Source organism: Clostridium celatum (assembly GCF_021412605.1).
In the GTDB taxonomy this organism is placed as follows: Bacteria; Bacillota; Clostridia; order Clostridiales; family Clostridiaceae; genus Clostridium; species Clostridium celatum.
This window is the reverse complement of the sequence record NZ_JAJKGM010000011.1, coordinates 62,762-84,938: the sequence shown is the minus strand read 5'-3', so window position 1 is coordinate 84,938 and position 22,177 is coordinate 62,762. Positions and strand designations below refer to the sequence as shown.

Here is a 22,177-nt window from a genome sequence, read left to right as displayed (position 1 = left end):
AATCCATAGGGGTAATCTTGATAACTTACAATTTAAACCCACTAAGGACAAGGGGTATTTAATGATATTATCATAGAACTTCCTAATGATTTTTATTACACTATTATTATAGCATAATTTGGTAAAAGTGCAACCAATATACCAAGTTAAAATTTGTTAAAAATATACTGATTTAAAAATAAATAAATATAAAGTATAGTTTATTTTTTCTTAAATTTAAAATTAAAAGCTATAAATGCAATGAGAGGAATTAATATAAACAATACTAAATTAACGTATTGATAATATTTTAATATATTAAATAAAACATAATTATTTCCTGCTAAAAGAGTAGAAATTATAAAAACTAATATAGTATAAATTGCTATAAAATATTTACGGTTTTTGATGAATTTTTCAAAAATTAAATAAACTCCATAAGCACATAAAATATATTTAACAAAGAAACCAACTACTGTTTGATATAAGAAAAATAGTTCACCAAATTCTAAGAAGCCAGCTATTTGGACTCTTTGACTTTGAGGAAATTCAGGATAAAAAATATTAGCAGCTCTAAGTGGACCAAAAGTAGATATAATTCCTAAGATAACATATGTACATACGAAACCAATAATTAATAAAGCTATTAAACTATGTTTTTTTATTTTATCATCTTTAGTTAAATATTTTAAATAAGGTAAGGCTATAACAAAAGCTGACAATGAACCTAAGATTAATAAGCCTGTATTTAAAAGTTCAGAAGCAACGTTTCCGGAAAATACAGGAAGCACATATTTTACGTCTTTATATGTTTCAACAATAATATCTAATAAAACAGTATTAGCTAATAAAGAAAATACTGAAATTATTATAAAAATCAAAAGGGTTTTAAAGTTTTTTCCAAGTAAAATTACAGAAGGTATAAGGAAGAAAATAATTATATACCAAGCAGGTGTTTTAAGGAAAAAACATGTTTTAACAACATTAGCTTCTACAGTAGTAGCTTCAATAGAAGCTAAAAATAACCCAAGAGCAAATAAGAATAAAAATAAATTACCTATATATTTAGATAATCCAGATGTAAATATTTCATTTATATCATAGGTTTTTCTTGAACTCATAACATAGATTAAATATATTGCAAAAGCTAAAAAAACAAAAAATGTAATTAGTGTGTAAACCCATGTATCCCTACCCCCAAGTTTTATAAACAAAGAAGGGTATGTTTTAAATGAAATACAAGTAACACCTAATATAAAAAGAATAAAGTGTTTAGCTGATAACTTATTCATTTTTCCACCTCCAATTATCTTAGTTTAAAACTAAGTCTATTTTATTATTCTCAAAAAAATGAATATTAAACATTATGTGAGGAATAATATCTTTAGGTGATGTGAATGGAGAATTTAAAATATATAAAAGAAAAATTAGAAAATTGTTTTGATGTAAAATATAGAGAGATTAATACTATTTTAGGAGAAGGAACCTTAGTATTTATAGATGATTTATGTAATAGTCAATGGCTTATGGAATATATGATTTTGCCATTAAGAGGTTTTGGAGAATTAAAAAATAGTAATATATCAACTCCACAAGATTTAATACAAAAAGTTTTAGATATGAGTGCAACTGGAATGGCTAAGGATGCAGATGATGCTATTACTCATGTATTAAACGGAGATGCAGTATTAGTACTAAAGGATTTTAATGAAATTATTTTTTGTGAAATTAAGAACTTTCCAAGAAGAGGTATAGGAATACCAGAAACAGAGGCTGTACTTAAAGGACCTAGGGAAGGTTTTAATGAACTTATAGTTGATAATGTTGCACTTATAAGAAGACGTGTTAAAAATCCGGATTTAAAGTTTGAAGCATTAATAGTAGGTGAAGAATCACAAACTTCAGTAGCAATTGTTTATATAAAAAATGTTGCACCAGAGGAACTTATTAATAGAGTAAAAGATACAATTAAAAATTTAGATTTAAGATTTATACTAGATTCAAACTATATAGAAGTAAATTTAAAACATCAACATTCATTTTTTGATACAGTAGGGTATACAGAAAAACCAGATGAGGTTGCAGCAAAAATATTAGAAGGAAGAATAGGAATAATTGTAGATGGAACACCATTTGTAATAACAGCTCCGTATTTCTTCTTGGAAAACTTTCAAATGCCTGATGATTATTATATAAATAGGCATTGTACAAATTTTTATAGAATTTTAAGATGGATAGCATTTTTTATGGCTACATTTTTACCAGGATTTTATGTGGCTGTTATTACATATCATTTTTCAATGATACCGAGTTTATTTATATTTAGGATGGCAGTAGCAAGAGCAGGAGTACCTTTCCCGACATTTATAGAAGTAATTGTAATGATGATTGCATTTCAATTAATAAAAGAAGCTGGTTTAAGGTTGCCTCATCCAATTGGAGGTGCTATGAGTATTGTTTCAGCACTTATATTAGGAGATGCTGCTGTTGGAGCTGGTATTGCATCAAGAGTAACAATAATAGTAGTTGCAGTAAGTACATTAAGTTATTTTTTAATACCTAAAATATATGGTGCATTATCTTTTTGGTCAATAGTAATAATGCTATTTTCAGCTTTGCTTGGAATACCAGGATTTTTAGCAGGAGCACTTATTTTTATAATTCAACTTTGTGAATTAGAATCAGTGGGATATGCATTTTTATTTCCAATTGGAAGTACTAGTGAATATAGATTTAGAGATGTTTTCTTTAGAGGAAAATTAGATAGAATATCTAAGAGGATAATAGGTACTGGAGGTAAAAATTAATGAAGAAGCGTATAGTGAAAGTTATTACAAGTACTATAATTATAATGCTTATTCCATTAATTTTTAGTGGATGTTTTAACTATAATGATATAAATAAAGTAACATTTTCAACAAGTATCATTTTTGATGTAGATGATTTAAATCAATGCGTAATATATTTAGATTGTGTAAAACCATATAGAAGTGCAAATGATAGTTCAGACAAAGGTAGACGTATAATTTATAAGGGAACAGGGAAGACAGCTTTAGAAGCTTTAAATTCAATAAACTCTGTTTCAAGTTATAAATTAAATTATAGTCAAACTAGAGCTTATATATTTACGGAAAAGGCTGCAAGAAATGGGATAAAGAAATTCCTAGATTTAATAAACAATAATAGTGAATTTCAAATGAAGCCAAGTGCATTTGTTTATTATGGAGATATAGATGATTTATTAGAGACAGTGTCTACTGATGAAGAGTATTTAGGATTATTTTTAAATGATTTAGTAGGAAAAGATAAATACAATGAAAAAGCAGTTAAATCTAATATAAATTATTATTTAAGTAATATATTGATGGGAAGTAATACTGCTCTATTGACATCAATAGATTTAAAAGAAGATGCTTTAGATAAAAAGGTTGAAATAAGTGGAGCATCAATATTTAAGGATAATAAACTAGTTGAACAAATAGATGACAAAGATAGTTTAATGTATAATTTATTAATGGGAACTACAAAGGCAGGAACTCTAGATATAGCTAATCCACAAAGTAAAGAAAATTTTGTTACTTTAGAAATTTTAGATGGTGGAATAAGTGATGTTTTAAAATATGATAATAAAAAATTTAAGCTGATAAAAAATATTAATTTAGAAGTTTCTATTAGCGAAATTCAAGGAAAGTTAACTGTTGATAGTTCAGCATTAGATTATATTAAAGTTAATGAAGAAGCATATATTAATGGATATACTCAATATATTTTTGAAAAATATAAGAAAAAGGATTTAGATATATTTGATATTAAGCGAATGGTAGAAATGTATTATCCTGATTTAGATGAAGATGACCCTTTAGCTAATACCGATATAGAAGTTCACACAAATATAATTATAAAAGGAACAGGAACTACAAAAGATAGTATATAAATCCTAGCGAAAAATATTGGAAGTAATCATTTGAGATTTATTGAAAAGGATTATTTGTAAGAGTATAATAAATAAATTTAAATATGAATTAGTTCAAATAGTAAAGAACAAAGAAAGAATTATTAATACAATTACTCTTTCTTTGTTCTTTTTTTTAACTATTTCAAATATAAATATATTACTAACAAAAGAAAGTTATGAATTGGATAGTTTATGTATATTAACAGTTTATTGATGGATGAATAGTATATATTAAAGAGAGTATAAAGGGATATAAATGAATAAGAAAAAGCTATTATCGTTAATACAACAAAGAGAAGGTATTAAGTTAGATTTTAAGCTTAAACTAGATATTTCTTCTGAATCTGGTAAGAAAGAACTTGCAAAGGATGTATGTGCTATAGCAAATTCAAGAGGGGGAAGAGGGTATTTAGTAATTGGTATAGAAGATAAGACTAAAAGAGTAATTGGGATTAATAAGCTAAAATCATTAGATGAAGAAAAAATACAGCAAGTAGTAAGTTCAAGGTGTGAGCCACCCATACCTATAACAGTAGAGGTTATAGAAGTTGAGGGTAAACAAGTTGGAGTAATCACAATTTATGATGGAGGTCAAAAACCTTATCAAATAAAAGAAACAGGATCCTTTTATATTAGAAGAGGGTCAATTACAGATACAATGAGAAAGGCTGAACTAGTAGCCGCTTTTGAAGAAAACTTACTATTAACCGTTGAAACATGCCCAATAATAAAAAGTACAGTTGATTTTTTAAATATGGACTTAATAAGCAAATATTTTAAAAACAAAGGAATATATATAAATAAAGAGAATGAAAAATTTTTATTAGAGAGTGCAGGAATAACTTATTTAGATAAAAAAAGTAAGAAATATAGGTGTACATTTGGAGGTTTATTAGTTTTTTCAGATCACAATAGTATATGTATACCGCATAATGCTATTAAGATTATTGATAAAAGAAATATAAACTCTAGCAAAGTTATGGTTATTAATGGAAATCTTTTATATATGATAGATAAAGTAGAAAAAGAAATGTATACGTTATTATCTAAGGAATATCCAATTTATGCAGTGATGGAAGCTGTAAAAAATGCAGTTATGTATAGGGAGTACTCTAGAGCTGATAAAGTTATAGAGATTATACTTACTAAAAAGTCAATAATAATAATAAGTCCAGGACAATTAATAAGTAAGGGGAGCTATAATTCAAATAGTGGATATAATAAGAGAAATATGTGGATATATGATAAATTAATATCTTTAGATGATAAAAATAGATTTAGTAATGATGGTAGTGGAATAGAAAGAATAAAGAAAGCATTTAAAGGAAAGGGAAAGGTTAAATTGATAAATTCAACAATAGAGGATTGCTTTAAAGTTATTTTGCCTATTAACTTTGAATAATAAAATTTAAATAGCGAATAATAACTTTAAAGAAAAGTTAATAAATATTGTGATTTAAATCAAGCTAGATTGTTAATAATAAATTTATATAGTTAATAGAATTGATATTAAAAAATCTATTTAGTGAAGCGACAAATTTTAAATTTTGGTTAGTTGAACTTACACCTTCTATTAAAAGGAGATGTTTCATATAAAAATATTATAAAAAAGGAGTGGTTCCAATGATTCAAGTTTTTTGTGCAAGAAGAGGTTCTGGAAAGACAAAAAGGTTAATAGAATTAGCCAACCACCAACAACTAGATGCCAAAGGTGATGCTGTTTATATTGATGATGATTCAAGACCAATGTTACAACTATCTAGAGGAATAAGGTTTGTTGATACTAATGAATATAATGTTGAAGATTGTCAAAGCTTTTATGGAATGTTATGTGGAATAATATCATCTAATTATGATATTGAAAATATATATATAGATGGATTATTCAATATAGTTAAATGTACAATGAAAGAATCTACTGATTTATTTAGAAGGATAGCTGGATTAACTGATAGATTTGGCATCAATATTTATATAAATGTTAATGTTGATACTAGTGAAGAAGTACCAGAATGTATTAGAGAATACGTAGCATAATTTTGAAAATAATTAAATTTAAATAGAGTAAAAAGAGGTTTGTGTATTAAATAATACTTTTAAAACATAAACCTCTTTTTTATAGTCAATATTTGTTGTTTTGAGTAAGGTTTAGCTTAAATTTTCTTGATAAAAGAACGTAATAACTATATACTAAATATATGAATTTTTATAGGAGGTAAGAATATGGCTAACGTTTTAGACGAGTTATTAGATCGTGGATATATAAAGCAATTTACGCATGAAGCAGAAACAAGAGAATTGCTAGAAAAGGAGAAAATAACTTTTTATATAGGCTTTGACCCAACAGCAGATAGTTTACATGTAGGTCACTTTATAGCAATGATGTTTATGGCTCATATGCAAAAAGCTGGACATAGACCAATAGCTTTACTTGGTGGTGGAACTGCAATGGTTGGAGATCCATCAGGAAAAACTGATATGAGAGCTATGCTTACAAAGGAGCAAATTGAACATAACGTTTCTTGTATAAAGAAGCAAATGGAAAGATTTATAGATTTTTCTGATGATAAAGCTATATTAGTAAACAATGCAGATTGGTTACTAAACTTAAATTATGTTGATTTCTTAAGAGAGGTTGGAGTTCATTTCTCAGTAAATAGAATGCTTTCAGCAGAATGCTTTAAACAAAGATTAGAAAAGGGATTATCTTTCTTAGAATTTAACTATATGTTAATGCAAGGATATGATTTCTATGTATTAAATCAAAAGTACAACTGTAAGATGGAATTAGGTGGAGATGATCAATGGTCAAATATGATTGCTGGTGTTGAACTTGTTAGAAGAAAAGCACAAGGGCAAGCTATGGCAATGACATGTACACTTTTAACTAATAGCCAAGGTCAAAAAATGGGTAAAACTGTTGGTGGAGCTTTATGGCTTGATCCAGAAAAAACATCACCATTTGATTTCTTCCAATATTGGAGAAATGTAGATGATGCAGATGTTGAAAAATGTTTAGCACTATTAACATTCTTACCAATGGATGAAGTAAGAAGACTTGGATCTTTAGAAGGTGCAGAAATTAATAAAGCTAAGACTATATTAGCTTATGAAATAACTAAGCTTGTTCATGGAGAAGAAGAAGCTAATAAGGCTAAATCAGCTGCAGAAGCTTTATTTGCTGGCGGGGTTGATATGAGCAATGTACCTACAGTTACAATTTCTAAGGAAAGATTAGGTGCAACTATTTTAGATATTATGGCAGAAAATAAAATTGTTCCATCAAAAGCTGAAGGAAGAAGATTAATACAACAAGGTGGATTGTCTTTAAATGGAGAAAAGGTTACAGAAGTAACTAGAACTCTTAATGAAGAAGATATTGTTGATGGAGCTGCTTTAATAAAAAGAGGTAAGAAAAATTACAATAAAATTGTAGTTGAATAGAAATTATTAAAAAATATCAGATAATATAATGTTATTATTATCTGATATTTTTATAATCTAAATAAATAATAATAAACTATTTGTAAATGTTGACAGGTGAGATTTAATTGAATATACTGTAAAAAAAGAGAAGGTTTTTAAATTTTGAGGGGGAAAAAAATGTTAGTAACTAATGATTTAATAATTGTAAAGTCTATTAATAATAATGTTCTATTAGTTAGAGATAACGGTGTAGAAAAAATATTATTTGAAAAAGGGATAGGCTTTGGCAAGAAGTTTGGAGATGTAATAGTAACTGGAACAGAAGTAAGTAAAATATTTGTAATATCAGATGATAGAAATAAAAAGAATTTCAATGAAATCGTTAGTACTGTGGATAATAAATTAATTGGTATATTTGAAGAAGCTTTAAGTGAAATTCAGGATGAATTAGGAGAAGAGTTAAATGAGAGTATACATATTGGATTAATAGAGCATTTAGCTTTTTCAGTTAAAAGGCTAAAAAATGATCAAGAAATATTAAACCCTTTTTTAAATGAAGTAGAAACTTTATATTCTAAGGAGTTTGAGTTAGCATTAAAATTAGCTAGAAAGATAGAAGAAGAAATAGATATTAAGATACCAGATGGTGAAGTTGCATTTATAGCTATTCATATTCATTCAGCTAGAAATAATGGAAAATTAGCTAATACAATAAAATATGCCTATTTAAGTAATACAATAATAGAGTATGTTGAAGATCAATTAGGAATTGAAATAGATAGACAATCCCTAGATTATACTAGATTTCTAATTCATATTAGATTTGCTATTGAAAGAGTAATAAATAATAATAAAATTCAAAATGATTTAAAAGATATAATAAAAGAAAAGTATAGTTTATCCTATAAAATATCAAAGGATATTGCTAAAATTATAAGTGAAACTTTAGAGTGTGAAGTATGTGAAAATGAAGTAGCATATATAACTATGCACATTGAAAGATTTAGAATATCTTTAGTATATAACTAAAAACAAAAAAAGATAAAAATCGACAAAAACATTGAAAAAAACTGTAAAAACTCATAAAAAAATAATTTCTATGAAAATATTGACATTTTGTAAACGGTATAGTATTATGTAGATATAAAATATTAATATATAGTTATGAATTTAAGTGTGTTATCGTAATAGAAGAATGTTATGAGCATTAGCTGAAAGAGGAAGACTGCGTCCTTTTTCAGCTTTTTTTGTTTCCAAAGATAAAAATAGCTATAAATATTTTTACACAATATTGATTGGAGGATTAAACATGGTAAATAAGATTAAAGTGCATGTTGCAAGAGCATTAGCTGTAACGTTTGTAGCAGGGCTTACAGTATCAATTCCAGTTGAAGTTAAAGCAGGGACAGGAGACGTAATAAGCAATGGGGTATCAATTACAGCAAAGAGTAACACGAATAATCATGAAATAGGGTTAGCTATGGATGGAGATAAGGATACTTATTGGGAATCATCTAATCACTATAGATGGGTAGAAATTGATTTAGGAGCTACTTATAACTTATCAGCAATAAAGATTTATAATAAAATTGGTGGATATTATCACTATAATATATATGCATCATCAGATGGTGAAAATTTTATAAAAGTTGGATCTAAGGAAAATGATGACTTAGCAACTATTGATGGGGATATACATAATTTTGGAAACGTAAAAGTTAATAAAGTAAGAATAGATGTTACTTTCTCTTCAGCTAATGATAACTCTAATATAGCAGAAATTGAATTATATGGTGAAAAGGTATCAGATAAAGTTGCGGAAGAAACAGTAATAGAAACAAGTGATTTCGCAGGCTCAGAATGGGAAACTGAATACGATAAATTCACAACAGATACAGCATATGCAAACTCAAAAATTATACAAGAAATGACAAGTATGGTTGGAAGAGTTATTGGTGATGAATATAAGGATGATTTCGTTTTTGAAGTAAGAGAAAAAACTTCATCAGACACAGATGTATTTGAAGTTTTAGATGGAGAAGATGGAAAGATATTAATTAGAGGTAATAATGGTGTATCTTTAGCGTCAGGTTTTAACTATTATTTAAAGAATTATGCAAAGGTAATGTATAATCCTATTATGGGATCTAACTTAAATATGCCGGAGGAATTACCAGCAGTTGGTGAAAGAATAATAATAGATACTCCTTATGAAGAAAGATATGCATTAAACTTCTGTACTTATTCATATACAATGTCATTCTGGGATTGGGATGAATATGAAGCATTTTTAGACTGGTCAGCTATGAATGGTTATAACTTAATGTTAGATATAGTTGGACAAGAAGAAGTATTAAGAAGAACTTTAAATGAATTTGGGTATACTGATGAAGAAGTAAAGGAATTCATTTCAGGACCAGCATACTTTGCATGGTTCTATATGCAAAATATGACAAGCTTTGGAGGACCATTACCAGATAATTGGTTTGAAGATAGAGTAGAACTTGGAAGACAGCTTCATGAAAGAATGCAAACATTAGGAATTAAGCCTGTATTACAAGGATATTCAGGAATGGTTCCACTTGATTTCCAAAAGAAAAATCCAGATGCACAAATTTTATCACAAGGTGGATGGTGTGGATTTGATAGACCAAACATGCTAAAAACTTATGTAAATGACGGAGAAAGAGATTACTTCCAAGAAGTTGCAGATGTATTCTATGAAAAACAAAAAGAAGTATATGGAGATATAACAGATTACTATGCAGTTGACCCATTCCATGAAGGTGGAAATACAGGGGGAATGGATAGTGCAAGAATATATGGTACAATCCAAGATAAGATGATTGAGCACGATGAAGATGCTATATGGGTTATTCAACATTGGCAAGGAAATCCAGACAATACTAAGTTATCAGGATTAACTAATAAAGAGCAAGCTTTAATACTTGACTTAAACTCAGATTTAAATCCGGATTACACTAGATTTGATAATCAAGATATTCCATGGGTTTGGAACATGCTTCATAACTTTGGTGGAAGAATGGGATTAGATGGACAAGTTGAGACTGTAGCTACATCTATTACAGAGGCGTTAGCAACTACAGAAAATATGAAGGGAATTGGTATTACACCAGAAGCTTTAGCTAATAGTCCAATAGTTTATGAATTAATGGGAGATATGATTTGGACAAGAGATCCAATTAACTATAGAGAATGGGTTAATAACTATATTGAAAGAAGATATGGTGCTGTAAATGAAGATGCTATTGAAGCTTGGGAAATTCTTTTAGAAACAGCTTACAAAACAAGTGATTACTATTATCAAGGAGCAGCAGAATCAATTATAAATGCTAGACCTGCTACATCAATAAATAGTGCATCAACTTGGGGACATAGTAAGATATCATACGATAAGAAGGAACTTGAAAGAGCAATGGAATTATTCATTAGCTGTTATGATGAATTAAAAGATAGTGATGCTTTTGTTTATGATTTCTTAGATGTAACTAAACAAGTATTAGCAAACTCTGCACAAGAATATCATAAGGAAATGGTAGCAGCTTATAATTCAGGAGATGCAGAAAAATTTGAAAGAATTTCAGAACATTTCTTAGATTTAATAAGATTACAAGAAAGAGTTTTATCAACTAGTCCAGAATTCTTAGTTGGGACATGGATAGAACAATCAAGAACAATGCTTGCAGATGCAGATGATTGGACAAAGGATTTATTTGAATTTAATGCAAGAGCTCTTATAACTACATGGGGAGATTATAAGAATGGCTCATTAAAGGATTATTCAAACAGACAATGGGCTGGTTTAACTGAAGATTTATACCTAAAGAGATGGGAAATGTGGATTGATGGTATAAGAACAGAACTAGAAACAGGAGTAACAGCTCCAAGCATAGATTGGCATAAGGTAGAGTATGAATGGGCTACAGAAAAGACAGATGAAAGCAATGCTTATCCAACAGAAGGTTCAGGTGAAGATTTAGCTATGTTAGCTAGTATAGCAATGGAAGAATTCTCTGTTACAAATATGGAAAAATTCTTAGGTGGAGCTTCAAGTGCAGTTGAAAAGGTTAATATTGCTTTAGGAAAAACTGTTATAAGTAGTGTTGAAACTAATCCATCATATCCAACAACTAACTTAACAGATGGAACTACAGGAACTGCTTGGATGGCTAATGGAGTAACATGGCCAGTTGAATTAACTTTAGATTTAGAAAAAGAATATAACATTGACGGAATTGCTTTTGCTCCAAATCAAGCTGCAGGTGGATTCCCTATAAACTATGTAGTAGAAGTTAGAGAAAATGGTCAATGGAAGGAAGTTGCAAGACAAGATTCAGGATCTATAACAGGGACTATTTCTATAGATTATAAAGGAATTGCTGATCAAGTAAGGTTAAAATTAACTAGTGATAATGATCTTTTAGTACCAGAAATGACGGAAATAATGGTTTATCAAGGTCAAGAAGAAGTAGTGGAATATGAAAATATTGCACTTGGAAAAGAAGCTACAGCAACAAGTACAGAATCAGCTAGTAAGTCTGCTTCAAATGTAACAGATGGTGATTTAAATACAATATGGGTTGCTAATGGTTATGAAAATAATGGAGGTATGGGATCTTCAGTTAGTGTAGATCTACAAGCTTCAGAATATGTTGAAAAATTAGAATTAAGTTTTGAAAAATCAGGACTTCCATTCCAATTTAAGGTTGAAGCTGATGGAGTAATTCTATTAGATATGACTGATAATCAAGAGCCATTAAAGAAAACTTATACTATAAATGTAGATAAAGAAATAAAAGATATAACAGTAACTATAACTGGAAAAAATGGACAAGGCGAATTCCCAGGAGCTTGGGCAAGTTTAGCTGAAATTAAAGCATTAAGACCAGTTGAAGAGAAATTTGAATTAGTAAATGTTGCATTAGGAAAAGAAGTAACTGGTAGTGAATCAGAAAATGGAAAACCATTAAGTAACATAACTGATGGAGATATCAACAGTTTATGGGTTGCAAATGGTGGAAACTTAAATTCATATGCAAATGTAAATTTAGGTAAAGAATACTTTGCTGAAAATATTGAATTAGTATTTGAAAAAGATGGATTACCATTCCAATTTAAAGTTGAAACTATTGATGAAGCAGGAAATAAAACAGTTGTTTTAGATAAAACTGAAAATAATTCAACTTTAGATAAAGCGTACACTATTACAGTTAAGGATAATATTAAAGATGTATTAGTTACATTTAATGGTACTTCAGGACAAGGTGAATGGCCAGGTGCTTGGGCAGCAATTGCAGAAGTAAAAGTTAATGCTAAGGAAACATTAAATCAAGAAGTTAGTGCATCAGTAAAAATTCCTCAATCTAACATGAGAGCTACAGCAACTTCTGAACATCCAAATGTAGGAAGTGAAGGGTTAGCAAGCTTTGCTATAGATGGAAACTCAAATACTATATGGCATACTAACTACAATAACTTTGTAGCATTACCACATAGTATTACATTAGAGTTAAATAAAGAATATACAATCAATAAATATAGTTATGAACCAAGAAGCAATGGTGGAAATGGAACTATAACTAAATACGAACTTCAAGTAAGTACAAATGGTAAAGATTTTGAAACAGTTGCATCAGGAAGTTGGGAAGCTAACGGAAGCATAAAGAATATATTATTAGATAATGTTCAAGCAACTCATGTTAGACTTGTTGCATTAGAAGGTGTTGGTGGATTTGCATCAGCAGCTGAATTAAATGTATATTCTACTCCAGAAAATATTGCAGTAAATGATACTGTAACTGTATCTGCTAATATTAACAATGAAACAATAAATAATGTTAGAGATAATGATGAAGCTACATTCTGGCAAGCAAATGGAGCAGAAGATAAGGTTGTTATATTTGATTTAGGAACAACTAAGGATATCTCAGCTATTGAAATGTTAAAGAGCTCAAGTGAAGCATTACAATACACTGTTGAATACTCAAAAGATGGTGAAAGTTGGATAGGTGTTGCTGATAGAAGTAAAAACACTGAAGATTATAACAATTATGTTGAACAATTTGATGGAACTATAGTTGCTAAGCAAATTAAAGTAACATTCTTAAATAATGATGTTAAGATAAATGAAATTAAACTTTATAAGGGTGATTCAACTGAAGCTTTAGTTAAATATATAAGTACTGTACAGGCTATTTACGATAGTGCAGTTGTTGGTGATATGGCAGGAAATTATACTCAAGCAGGTAAGGATGCATTAGGAGCTGCAATTGCAAAAGCAAATTCAGAATTAGATAATGAACCAGACTCAGTAAGAGTTAATGAAATAATTACAGAATTAAAACAAGCTGTTTCAGCATTTAGAAAAACAGTAGTATCAATAAATAGAATTAAATTAGCAATAGTAATTGCTGAAACTGATGCTGTATTAAATAATTTAAATAATAAAAGATTACAAACTTTAACAGAAGAGCAAAGAAATATTGTTGAAAATGCAATAGAAGTATTAAAAGCTGAAAGAGCAGAAGCTATAGCAGTATATGAAACAGTTAAAGTTGGACAAGGGCAAATAGATGCAGCACATGATGAATTAAGAGTAGCTTTAGATAGTTACCTAGAAATAGCTGATGAAGAATCAAAATATGAAGCTGTATTAGCTATTGCTAAAGAAAAGGTAGAAAATGCAGTAATAGGATCTGGAAATGGTCAGTATACTCAAGAAGCTGTAGATATGCTAAATGCAGCTATAGCTAAAGCAGAAGCAGATTTTGCTGTAGTTACAGATACTAATGGAATAGTAACTATAACTAGTGAATTACAAACTGCAGTAGATGCTTTTAAATCTAATGTAGTTGTAGTAGATAGAACTGAATTAGAAGCTGCAATAATTGAAGCAGAAGAAGCAATTAAGTTAGCTGAAGGTGTTAATACTCCAAATGCAATTGCTGAATTTATATTAGCAGTAGAATCAGCTAAAGAAGTATTAAATAATGAAAATTCAACTCAAGAAGAAATTAATGTAGCAGTTGAAGCATTAAGCACAGCAAAAGCTAAGTTTGATGAATCTGTAATTGTTGATAAAACAGACTTAACTAGACTTGTGGCAAACGCTAGAGAAGTTATTGCTAAATTAAGTGATTATGAGGGGACTGAGGAATTAGTTTCTAACTTAGAAGCTATAATTACAAATGCAGAAAAACTTATAAATGATGATAATGCAAGTGCTGAAGAGGTTATGGATCAAATTAAGGAATTAGCAAAAGAAGTAGAAAATGCAAAAGAAAAATTAGAAGAATTAGAAGCTAATGTATTCAAGAAGCATTTAGAAATTGCAGTTGAAGAAGCTCTTAAAGTAACAGATAAAGAGCTTGAAAATATAGTTCCAGTAGCTGTTGCTGAATTTAAAGCTGCTTTAGCTGAAGCACAAGCTATATTATCAAATAATAAAGCTACTCAAGATCAAGTGAATGCAGCATTTGATAGATTAAGTGATGCAATGCAACTGTTATCTTTTGAAAAGGGTAATAAAGAACATTTAATATCTTTAGTTGAAAGAATTAACAAATTAGAAGGCGATAAGTATATAAAATCTACTTGGGATAAATTACAACAAATATTAGTTGTTGCAAATGGTGTTATAGCTGATGAAAATGCTTTAGAAGCAGAAGTTGTTGAAACTTATGACAGTTTATTAAGAACATTCTTAGAGTTAAGATTAAAACCAAATAAGGATGCATTAAATGCTTTAATAAACAAGGCAGAAAACTTAGATTCTACTAAGTATACGGCTGAAAGTTGGGAAGCATTACAAGTACAATTAGTTAATGCTAAAAATGTTATGGCTAATGATGAAGCAAGTGCAGATGAAATAGCAAGTGCAGCAGAAGCATTACAAGGTGCTGTAAATGGATTAATTGCTAATGCAGGAAGCGATAACAATGGAAGCAGTAATGGCGGAAGTAATAATGGAAGCAATAGTGGAAGTAATAATACAACTAATAAACCAGGAACTAACGGTTCTGGAAATAGTACAAGTGGTAAATTACCACAAACAGGTGGAAAATCTTCAGCTGTAGCAGTAATACTAGGTGGAATATTAGCTGCGGGTGGAGCACTATTAGGAAGAAAAAGAAATAAAAAATAATTAATCTATTGATTAATTTCTGAAAAAAACTGAGCAGCATATAGTTGCTCAGTTTTTTAATTTTATTTTTAATATTTTAAGTTTTACCCATTAATTTTTATTAGTGAAACTTGCAGACAGTAGAATTAAAGTATAATATATTGTAAGAATATTAAATTAATATAAAAAGCAATAATTATAAAATTAATTTATAATATAAAAGATTGTATTTAGAAAGGTGAGAAATACTTAATGGCATTATATGCAATATCAGATTTACATCTAGCTTTTAATGTAGATAAACCTATGGATATTTTTGGTGAAAGATGGATAAATCATGATGAGAAGATAAAGAATAATTGGATAGAAAAAATTAATGATGATGACACTGTGCTTATAGCAGGAGATATATCATGGTCAATGAAATGGGAAGATTGTAAATACGATTTAGATTGGATAAGCTCATTGCCAGGAAAAAAAATAATTAGCAAAGGAAATCATGATTTTTGGTGGAGTAGTATATCAAAATTAAATGCTATGTATGAAAATATGAAGTTCTTGCAAAATAATTATTATGCTTATAATGAGTATGCTATATGTGGAACAAGAGGATGGTTAGATCCAAGTAGTGATAAGTTCAATACAAAGGATGAAAAAATATATGCTAGGGAGCAAATAAGATTAAAATTATCTTTAGATTCAGCAAAAAAAGCAGGCTATGAAAAGATTATTGTAATGATTCATTACCCACCTTTTGCTGATGAGAATGGAGAGTCAGATTTCACTAATATATTTAAAGAGTATGGTGTGGAAAAGGTTATATATGGACATCTTCATGGACCATCAAATATAAAAGCTAAAGAAGGAATAATAAATGGGGTTGAGTATATAATGACTTCTTGTGATTTTATAGATTTTAATCCTATAAAAATTTTAGACTAAAATTATTATACATAAATTAAAATTTTATGTTTTATTAAGTTTAAATTATGTCTTTTACTTCATTAAGGCAATAATTAAGATGAAAAATAAGATTATATTTACTTGTGGTAATTTTTAGTTACACTTTGATGTGTTTTTGATATAATGTATTTGTATTAATTATAAGGGTGATGTATATATGGCAATGCAAAGCTGGAAAAGTTTCCTTATGCCTTATGAACAGGCTGTAGAAGAGTTAAAGGTTAAACTTAAAAGTATAAGAAAAGAATATAGAAAAAGAAATGAATATTCTCCAATAGAATTTGTTACAGGAAGAGTTAAAGAGGTCTCGAGCCTTCTTGAAAAAGCAAATAAATTCGGAATTCCGTTAGATAGAGTTAGAGAAGAAATGGAGGATATAGCTGGTATAAGAATAATGTGCCAGTTTGTTGATGATATAGATAAAGTAATAGAGTTACTTCGTGCAAGAAAGGATATGCAGATTCTTTACGAAAAAGACTATGTTAGAAATGTTAAAGAAAGTGGTTATAGAAGTTATCATATGATTATTAAATATACTGTATATACAGCAGAAGGACCACAAGAAATATTAGCAGAGTTTCAAATAAGAACTTTGGCAATGAACTTCTGGGCAACTATAGAACATTCTTTAAATTACAAGTATAAACAGCATATACCAGAGGATTTGAAAATTAAATTAAAAGAAGCTGCAGATTCAGCATTTAATTTAGATGAACAAATGCTTGAAATAAAAGATGAAATAAAGGATGCTCAAAGATTGTTTGAAGTTAAGTCAGATATTATAAGCAACATAATGAATAATATAATAACATTAATGTCTATAGGAAGAGCTATGGAAGCAAGTAGATATCAGGTAATGTTGAATAAACTTGTAGATGAAGGGGAAGTTTGGGAACTTAATAGTTTACTAGATTCAATAAAGAAGGATATAGAAAGATATAGAGAAAACTAAGGGGAAGAGGTTTATGCACTTAAAAGATAAAGTTAAAAATAGATATTTTATAATAGTTACAACGCTTTTAATAATAAGCTTAATAATTAATATTTATCAAGTAGTAATTAACCATGAATATAAGCATATATTAAGAGAAGACAACTATAGTAAGATAGAACAAATTAGATATAGAAATGAATCAATACTTGCTACATTAGAGGGATGTATTAAAGCTAATAGTATTAATAATGAAGAATTATTAGCTTTATACAAAAATTATGGTGAAATTACTAAGGCAGAGGTAGAATTATATGAAGCCGAAGTAGAAAATTTAAAAAATAAAAATGTTAACTATAATAAGAAGGAAGTAGATATCTCAAATAAAATTGATTTATATTGGGAGATTGAAGAACTTATATATGCATACCTTCAAAATGATATGAAAGAAAATAGCTATACAATGGAATTAAAGGGTAAAGCATATACAGATTTTGAGGTATTATTAAATATGTCTAAAGATTTAAATAATTACTTTGTTCAGTTCTATCAAAAACATTGTGATAATTTAGATGAAGAAAAAAGAAAAGAAGAAATGATAAAAAAAGAGTATTGGATTGATATCTTAGATGGAATTCAAGAAATAAATAATAAATATATAGATTATTCATTTGTATACTAGAAATAATATAAATTTTTAAATAATGTTAAGTAATAATTATATAATTATTATTAAAGAATTGAAAAAAGTCGTTACGAAAGTAACGACTTTTTTATTTTAGTGGTGACATCCACCACCACAAGAACCACAACCACCTTCAACTTCGATAACTGGTTTTAATGATAATCCTCTACCACCATTTTCTTCTGATGAAAGTAATTTAAATCCACCAAATTCATCAACTAATTTTTCTTCAGCAATTAAAGTAATATCGTTGATTTTTTCAACAACATCTCCTTCTTTTGCTTCATCAACAGTTATATTGAAAGCTGGGCCACTGCAACCAAATCCAGCTAAGTTAATTCTTATGCTGTAGTTTTCTACTTCATTTTCATCAAGGAAAGTCTTGAATTCGTTATATGCTTGTTCGCTTACTAAAAATTTGTTCATTATGTTCACCTCTCGAAATTTTTATTTCAAATTATGTTTATAGTATACCATATTAGTCGGAAATAGCAACATGTTTTTTATATATATACTGTAAAAAAATTCCTCAAAATAAAAATAGAACATATTGAAATTTGAATAAATTGACAATATAATATAAAGGTATAATTATAGTAAAATATTTAATATATTTATAAAAAATCAGGTTAAATTTACCATGTGTTAGTTAAATTTCAGTTTTGATAACATTTAGAAAGGAATTGTTAAAGTTGAAACCTTTTGAAAAAGAATATGTTTTAAATAAAATAAATGAATATAATAATAAAATTAAGAAAAATAAAATTGGGGATTATGAAATAAAAAGTGTAGATGGTTTAAAAGGATTAGTTCAGGGATATTTATATACAAAAGAGGATAGTGTAGATTTAGAAATATTAGAATTACATGGACCTGAACATATTTGGATGAGATTAACTCCTCTTGAAATTCAAGCATCATATTTTGCTATAAAAATGGCAAAGGGTAAAGTTGGAGTAGTAGGACTTGGGCTTGGATATGTAGTTGAGGAAATGGCAAAAAAAAGTGATGTTAAAGAAATAATAGTATATGAAATAAGTAAGGAAGTAATAGATTTATATTATAGTAACTTTGATAAAAATGAAAAAGTAACTATAGTATGTGGAGATGCTTTTGAAGCAAAGCCTGAAAATTTTGATTTTTTCTATGCGGATATTTATGAATATAAAATAACATCTCAAATAGTAAGTGATTATAAAAAATTTAATGAGCTTCATAATATTGAAGAATATAGTTTCTTTGGAATGGAGCATTTCTTATTAAGTTGTAGCTATAATGAAATAGTATGGGTCTATATACCTGAAAATTGGATGGAGTCAAGTAGAAGAGCTTTTGAAGCAATTCAAGAATCAAATCTTTTAGAGTATTATGAAAAGTTAGATGAGAATCTAGTATCACAAGTTTTAGCAGAGTTTAAAGAAGTATTAAATGTATAACAAAAAAGCATGATTAATAGCAAAAGACAGAGTTTGTCTAAGGCTAGTAGTTATGCTTTTTTTCTTATTAAAATAGAAAAGACTGATAAATTATAAACCTTATAGAATTTATGATTAGATAAGAAGTAAACAGGAACTATTAATTGTAAAAATATTACTATTGTAATAAGAAGTGGTGTATAATTTTAATATAAGTAAAAAAATTACAAAAGCATATTAATAGGAATGGTAGGTGGAGAAGTTTATGAAAACTAATGTTATAGATATAAGGGGAAATAGTAAATATAAATTAAAGAAAATTTTAATTTTTTTATATTTATTGAATTTGAGTGATTTATTATTTACTAAATTTTTATTAACTTCAGCACCAGATTTATTTATCGAAGTTAATTTCTTTTTAAATACGATAATAGATGGAATAGTATTGTATTTTTTAAAAATAGGAGGTATGGCGTTAATTTTAGCATATTGGTATTATAGAAGTGAAAAATCTACTATTATACAAATGAAGAGATCATTACTTGCAAGTAAAGTTTTAATTGGTGTATATGCATTAATTAATTTGATTCATATAATTAACTTAGTAATATATTATTTTTTTAGTTAAGTAATATTGTAATACCTATATTTAATAGCAGTAATAAATATATATTAAAAAATCCCAATAAGGCTATATAGAAATAGTGCCTATTTGGATTTTTTAAGTATATTTTAAGTATTAATTACTATATAACAATTTAAAATTTATTCAAAAAATTCTTTAGCATATACAACAGTACCAGATACATTTTTTAAAGAATTTTTATTTAATTCAATTGCCATAAAATTTTCATTTGGAACATCAAAGGGAGCTTTAATATCAAATGTTAAAGCTTCTTTAAATCCAAATCTAGGATAATATTTTTCACTTCCTAGAACAACTACTGATTCATATCCTAATTCTTTAGCACTTAGTAATCCTGTTTTAACTAATATACTACCAATGCCAATACCTTGATAATCAGTGCTTACTGCAAGAGGGGCTAGTGCTAATGAATCATATTTATCATTTTCATTATTGATAGTTATTTTTGTAAACATAATATATCCAACTATATTATCATTAATTGTAGCTACTAATGAAAGATCAGGAATATAACTTTCTGAAGTTCTAAGTCTATTAACTAAATCTTGTTCAGTACCATCGCTATGTTCAGCATGCTTAAAAGAGTTCTTTATTAAATCATAAATTATTTTAAAGTCTTCAGTATTTTCTTTTCTAATTGTAATATTCATTTTAATAATCTCCAATTTACAGTAATTTATATAAATATATAATATCATAATGAGTTATAGTGTAGAAGAAAAGCTATTTAGAAGTAGATATATTTAAATCAAATAAGAGAAAATTTTTTGAGTATGAATACTTACAGATTAACAAAATCATAAAAAGAATAAAGGTACTTTAGATGAATTAGAAATTAAGTATCAATGAAAATTAAGTGATAAAAGATAATATTTAAGTATATAGGATAAAATATATTAATAAAATTGTGAGTTAGATATAGAGAATCTTTAGGAGGTGATAATATTAAAAAGATATCTAGTATAGTATTGATATTAGGTTTGATTTTTATTTTAGGTTGTAAGGAAGTAGAGAAGGTAGAATGTTATAATGAAGAAGGAAAGAATAAAATAGAAGCTAGTGATATAGAAGAAATTAATTATATAGAAAAAGACAAGGAAAATATAGAAAGTGAAAAAGAGAAAATTAAAGTTACAATAAGGAGTGATAAAGCAAGCTTTTTTCATGATGGAGTAAGATTTACTCCTATTATAGAAGGTAACATAGATAAGAAAATTCAATATCATTGGATAGTTGAAGAAAATATTTATAATGATGGTGAATTTTATAGTTTAAAAGGTGAGAATATAGATGGATTTATAGGAGATAAAGGTCCTTATAGAGAAATTATAAATGATGGAGAGATTGTTGAATTTGCACCATATAATGAAGTGAGCTATGTTGATGGAGATTATAGGGAAAATAAAATTATATTACAAATTGAAGAAAAGGATACAGGTAAAATTTTAGCAAAGGATGAAGCTACTATTGAAAATAGGCAAGGAGCTTATTTTGTTAAAACTTCAGAGAATGAAAGGTTTAAAGATAAAATATTAAAGACTGAAAAAGCTAAATTATATGGAGAAATATTTGATTTGGTATGGGAGATTGATAAAGGGCTAAATGATGATTTAAAGAAGTATATAAATATAGATACAAAATCATTTGAAGATTTTTCCCAAGAAGATAACGAGCAATTATTTGAATACATTTCAAAAAAATATTCAGTAACTATGCTTGATAAAACCTTTAAAGAATTAGAAGATGAAGGATATATTAAAAATCTGAGTTTTAAAGATGGACTTGTTTTTAATGTTAATAAATATTTAAAGAATAACTCAAATGAAGTTTCACTTGAAGGTATGAAGTGGGTTTCAGGAATTGGAGCAATTGGATTTATTGCAGAAGCAGAAAAGATTAATGAAAGATGGATAATTAGAAAATGTCAAATGACATGGATAAGTTAATTGTAAGTATCTTTCAATAATTAAAGACATAAAAAATATAAAATACTTAAAAATAATAAATATAAAAGTAATAATATATAGAGGGGTA

General features: G+C 27.6%; 16 protein-coding genes. 13 read left to right on the top strand and 3 right to left on the bottom strand.

Features of this window, described 5'->3' with window-relative positions; all coding sequences use genetic code 11:
• Positions 1 to 200: 200 nt before the first annotated feature.
• On the bottom strand, positions 201 to 1,271 hold the full coding sequence (locus LPC13_RS07030; protein ID WP_005214805.1) for an endospore germination permease: 1,071 nt from the start codon (positions 1,269 to 1,271) through the stop codon (positions 201 to 203).
• Positions 1,272 to 1,376: 105 nt separating this feature from the next.
• Here LPC13_RS07030 and LPC13_RS07025 point away from each other — a divergent pair, with 105 nt between their 5' ends.
• The 10 genes from LPC13_RS07025 to LPC13_RS06980 all read left to right on the top strand — a co-directional run bounded on the left by LPC13_RS07025 (position 1,377) and on the right by LPC13_RS06980 (position 18,079).
• Positions 1,377 to 2,786, top strand: a complete 1,410-nt coding sequence (locus LPC13_RS07025) for a spore germination protein (RefSeq protein ID WP_005214803.1) — start codon at positions 1,377 to 1,379, stop codon at positions 2,784 to 2,786.
• Positions 2,786 to 3,913, top strand: coding sequence for a Ger(x)C family spore germination protein (locus LPC13_RS07020; RefSeq protein WP_005214800.1), 1,128 nt, complete (start codon positions 2,786 to 2,788; stop codon positions 3,911 to 3,913). Before LPC13_RS07025 ends, LPC13_RS07020 begins: the two co-directional genes overlap by 1 nt.
• A 277-nt stretch (positions 3,914 to 4,190) precedes the next feature.
• Positions 4,191 to 5,336 carry an AlbA family DNA-binding domain-containing protein gene (locus LPC13_RS07015; protein WP_195245377.1) on the top strand — a complete coding sequence of 382 codons (1,146 nt, stop codon included), beginning with the start codon at positions 4,191 to 4,193 and terminating at the stop codon, positions 5,334 to 5,336.
• A gap of 221 nt (positions 5,337 to 5,557) precedes the next feature.
• Complete coding sequence (locus LPC13_RS07010; RefSeq protein WP_005214793.1) at positions 5,558 to 5,971, top strand: hypothetical protein; 414 nt, start codon at positions 5,558 to 5,560, stop codon at positions 5,969 to 5,971.
• Positions 5,972 to 6,157: 186 nt separating this feature from the next.
• Positions 6,158 to 7,378, top strand: a complete 1,221-nt coding sequence (gene tyrS / locus LPC13_RS07005; protein ID WP_195245375.1) for a tyrosine--tRNA ligase — start codon at positions 6,158 to 6,160, stop codon at positions 7,376 to 7,378.
• Between the two features lie 159 nt (positions 7,379 to 7,537).
• A complete protein-coding gene (locus tag LPC13_RS07000; RefSeq protein ID WP_005214786.1) occupies positions 7,538 to 8,389 on the top strand; it encodes a BglG family transcription antiterminator in 852 nt (283 codons plus the stop codon).
• A gap of 280 nt (positions 8,390 to 8,669) precedes the next feature.
• Positions 8,670 to 15,524 (top strand): alpha-N-acetylglucosaminidase TIM-barrel domain-containing protein, encoded by a 6,855-nt coding sequence (locus tag LPC13_RS06995; protein WP_234088717.1) that lies wholly within the window; start codon positions 8,670 to 8,672, stop codon positions 15,522 to 15,524.
• Positions 15,525 to 15,755: 231 nt separating this feature from the next.
• A complete protein-coding gene (locus tag LPC13_RS06990; RefSeq protein WP_005214783.1) occupies positions 15,756 to 16,445 on the top strand; it encodes a metallophosphoesterase in 690 nt (229 codons plus the stop codon).
• A gap of 178 nt (positions 16,446 to 16,623) precedes the next feature.
• On the top strand, positions 16,624 to 17,418 hold the full coding sequence (locus tag LPC13_RS06985; protein WP_195245372.1) for a GTP pyrophosphokinase: 795 nt from the start codon (positions 16,624 to 16,626) through the stop codon (positions 17,416 to 17,418).
• Between the two features lie 13 nt (positions 17,419 to 17,431).
• Complete coding sequence (locus LPC13_RS06980) at positions 17,432 to 18,079, top strand: hypothetical protein (protein WP_005214778.1); 648 nt, start codon at positions 17,432 to 17,434, stop codon at positions 18,077 to 18,079.
• 96 nt (positions 18,080 to 18,175) lie between these two features.
• Here the strand turns inward: LPC13_RS06980 and LPC13_RS06975 are convergent, their stop codons facing one another.
• On the bottom strand, positions 18,176 to 18,508 hold the full coding sequence (locus LPC13_RS06975) for a HesB-like protein (RefSeq protein ID WP_005214776.1): 333 nt from the start codon (positions 18,506 to 18,508) through the stop codon (positions 18,176 to 18,178).
• Between the two features lie 236 nt (positions 18,509 to 18,744).
• Here LPC13_RS06975 and LPC13_RS06970 point away from each other — a divergent pair, with 236 nt between their 5' ends.
• Both LPC13_RS06970 and LPC13_RS06965 read left to right on the top strand, forming a co-directional pair.
• Positions 18,745 to 19,518, top strand: coding sequence for a polyamine aminopropyltransferase (locus LPC13_RS06970; protein WP_234088716.1), 774 nt, complete (start codon positions 18,745 to 18,747; stop codon positions 19,516 to 19,518).
• A 244-nt stretch (positions 19,519 to 19,762) separates the two neighbouring features.
• Complete coding sequence (locus tag LPC13_RS06965; protein WP_005214772.1) at positions 19,763 to 20,125, top strand: DUF5658 family protein; 363 nt, start codon at positions 19,763 to 19,765, stop codon at positions 20,123 to 20,125.
• A 137-nt stretch (positions 20,126 to 20,262) separates the two neighbouring features.
• Here LPC13_RS06965 and LPC13_RS06960 read toward each other — a convergent pair whose 3' ends face one another.
• Positions 20,263 to 20,793, bottom strand: coding sequence for a GNAT family N-acetyltransferase (locus LPC13_RS06960; RefSeq protein WP_005214770.1), 531 nt, complete (start codon positions 20,791 to 20,793; stop codon positions 20,263 to 20,265).
• 318 nt (positions 20,794 to 21,111) lie between these two features.
• On the opposite strand from LPC13_RS06960, the gene LPC13_RS06955 reads away from it, so the two are divergent.
• Positions 21,112 to 22,089, top strand: a complete 978-nt coding sequence (locus LPC13_RS06955; RefSeq protein ID WP_234088715.1) for a hypothetical protein — start codon at positions 21,112 to 21,114, stop codon at positions 22,087 to 22,089.
• Positions 22,090 to 22,177: the final 88 nt, after the last annotated feature.

Bases quoted from the DNA above. Each gene is read 5' to 3' on its own strand.
- LPC13_RS07030 (WP_005214805.1), bottom strand. From the start codon at position 1,271: ATGAATAAGTTATCAGCTAAACACTTTATTCTTTTTATATTAGGTGTT.
- LPC13_RS07025 (WP_005214803.1), top strand. From the start codon at position 1,377: ATGGAGAATTTAAAATATATAAAAGAAAAATTAGAAAATTGTTTTGAT.
- LPC13_RS07020 (WP_005214800.1), top strand. From the start codon at position 2,786: ATGAAGAAGCGTATAGTGAAAGTTATTACAAGTACTATAATTATAATG.
- LPC13_RS07015 (WP_195245377.1), top strand. From the start codon at position 4,191: ATGAATAAGAAAAAGCTATTATCGTTAATACAACAAAGAGAAGGTATT.
- LPC13_RS07010 (WP_005214793.1), top strand. From the start codon at position 5,558: ATGATTCAAGTTTTTTGTGCAAGAAGAGGTTCTGGAAAGACAAAAAGG.
- tyrS (WP_195245375.1), top strand. From the start codon at position 6,158: ATGGCTAACGTTTTAGACGAGTTATTAGATCGTGGATATATAAAGCAA.
- LPC13_RS07000 (WP_005214786.1), top strand. From the start codon at position 7,538: ATGTTAGTAACTAATGATTTAATAATTGTAAAGTCTATTAATAATAAT.
- LPC13_RS06995 (WP_234088717.1), top strand. From the start codon at position 8,670: ATGGTAAATAAGATTAAAGTGCATGTTGCAAGAGCATTAGCTGTAACG.
- LPC13_RS06990 (WP_005214783.1), top strand. From the start codon at position 15,756: ATGGCATTATATGCAATATCAGATTTACATCTAGCTTTTAATGTAGAT.
- LPC13_RS06985 (WP_195245372.1), top strand. From the start codon at position 16,624: ATGGCAATGCAAAGCTGGAAAAGTTTCCTTATGCCTTATGAACAGGCT.
- LPC13_RS06980 (WP_005214778.1), top strand. From the start codon at position 17,432: ATGCACTTAAAAGATAAAGTTAAAAATAGATATTTTATAATAGTTACA.
- LPC13_RS06975 (WP_005214776.1), bottom strand. From the start codon at position 18,508: ATGAACAAATTTTTAGTAAGCGAACAAGCATATAACGAATTCAAGACT.
- LPC13_RS06965 (WP_005214772.1), top strand. From the start codon at position 19,763: ATGAAAACTAATGTTATAGATATAAGGGGAAATAGTAAATATAAATTA.
- LPC13_RS06960 (WP_005214770.1), bottom strand. From the start codon at position 20,793: ATGAATATTACAATTAGAAAAGAAAATACTGAAGACTTTAAAATAATT.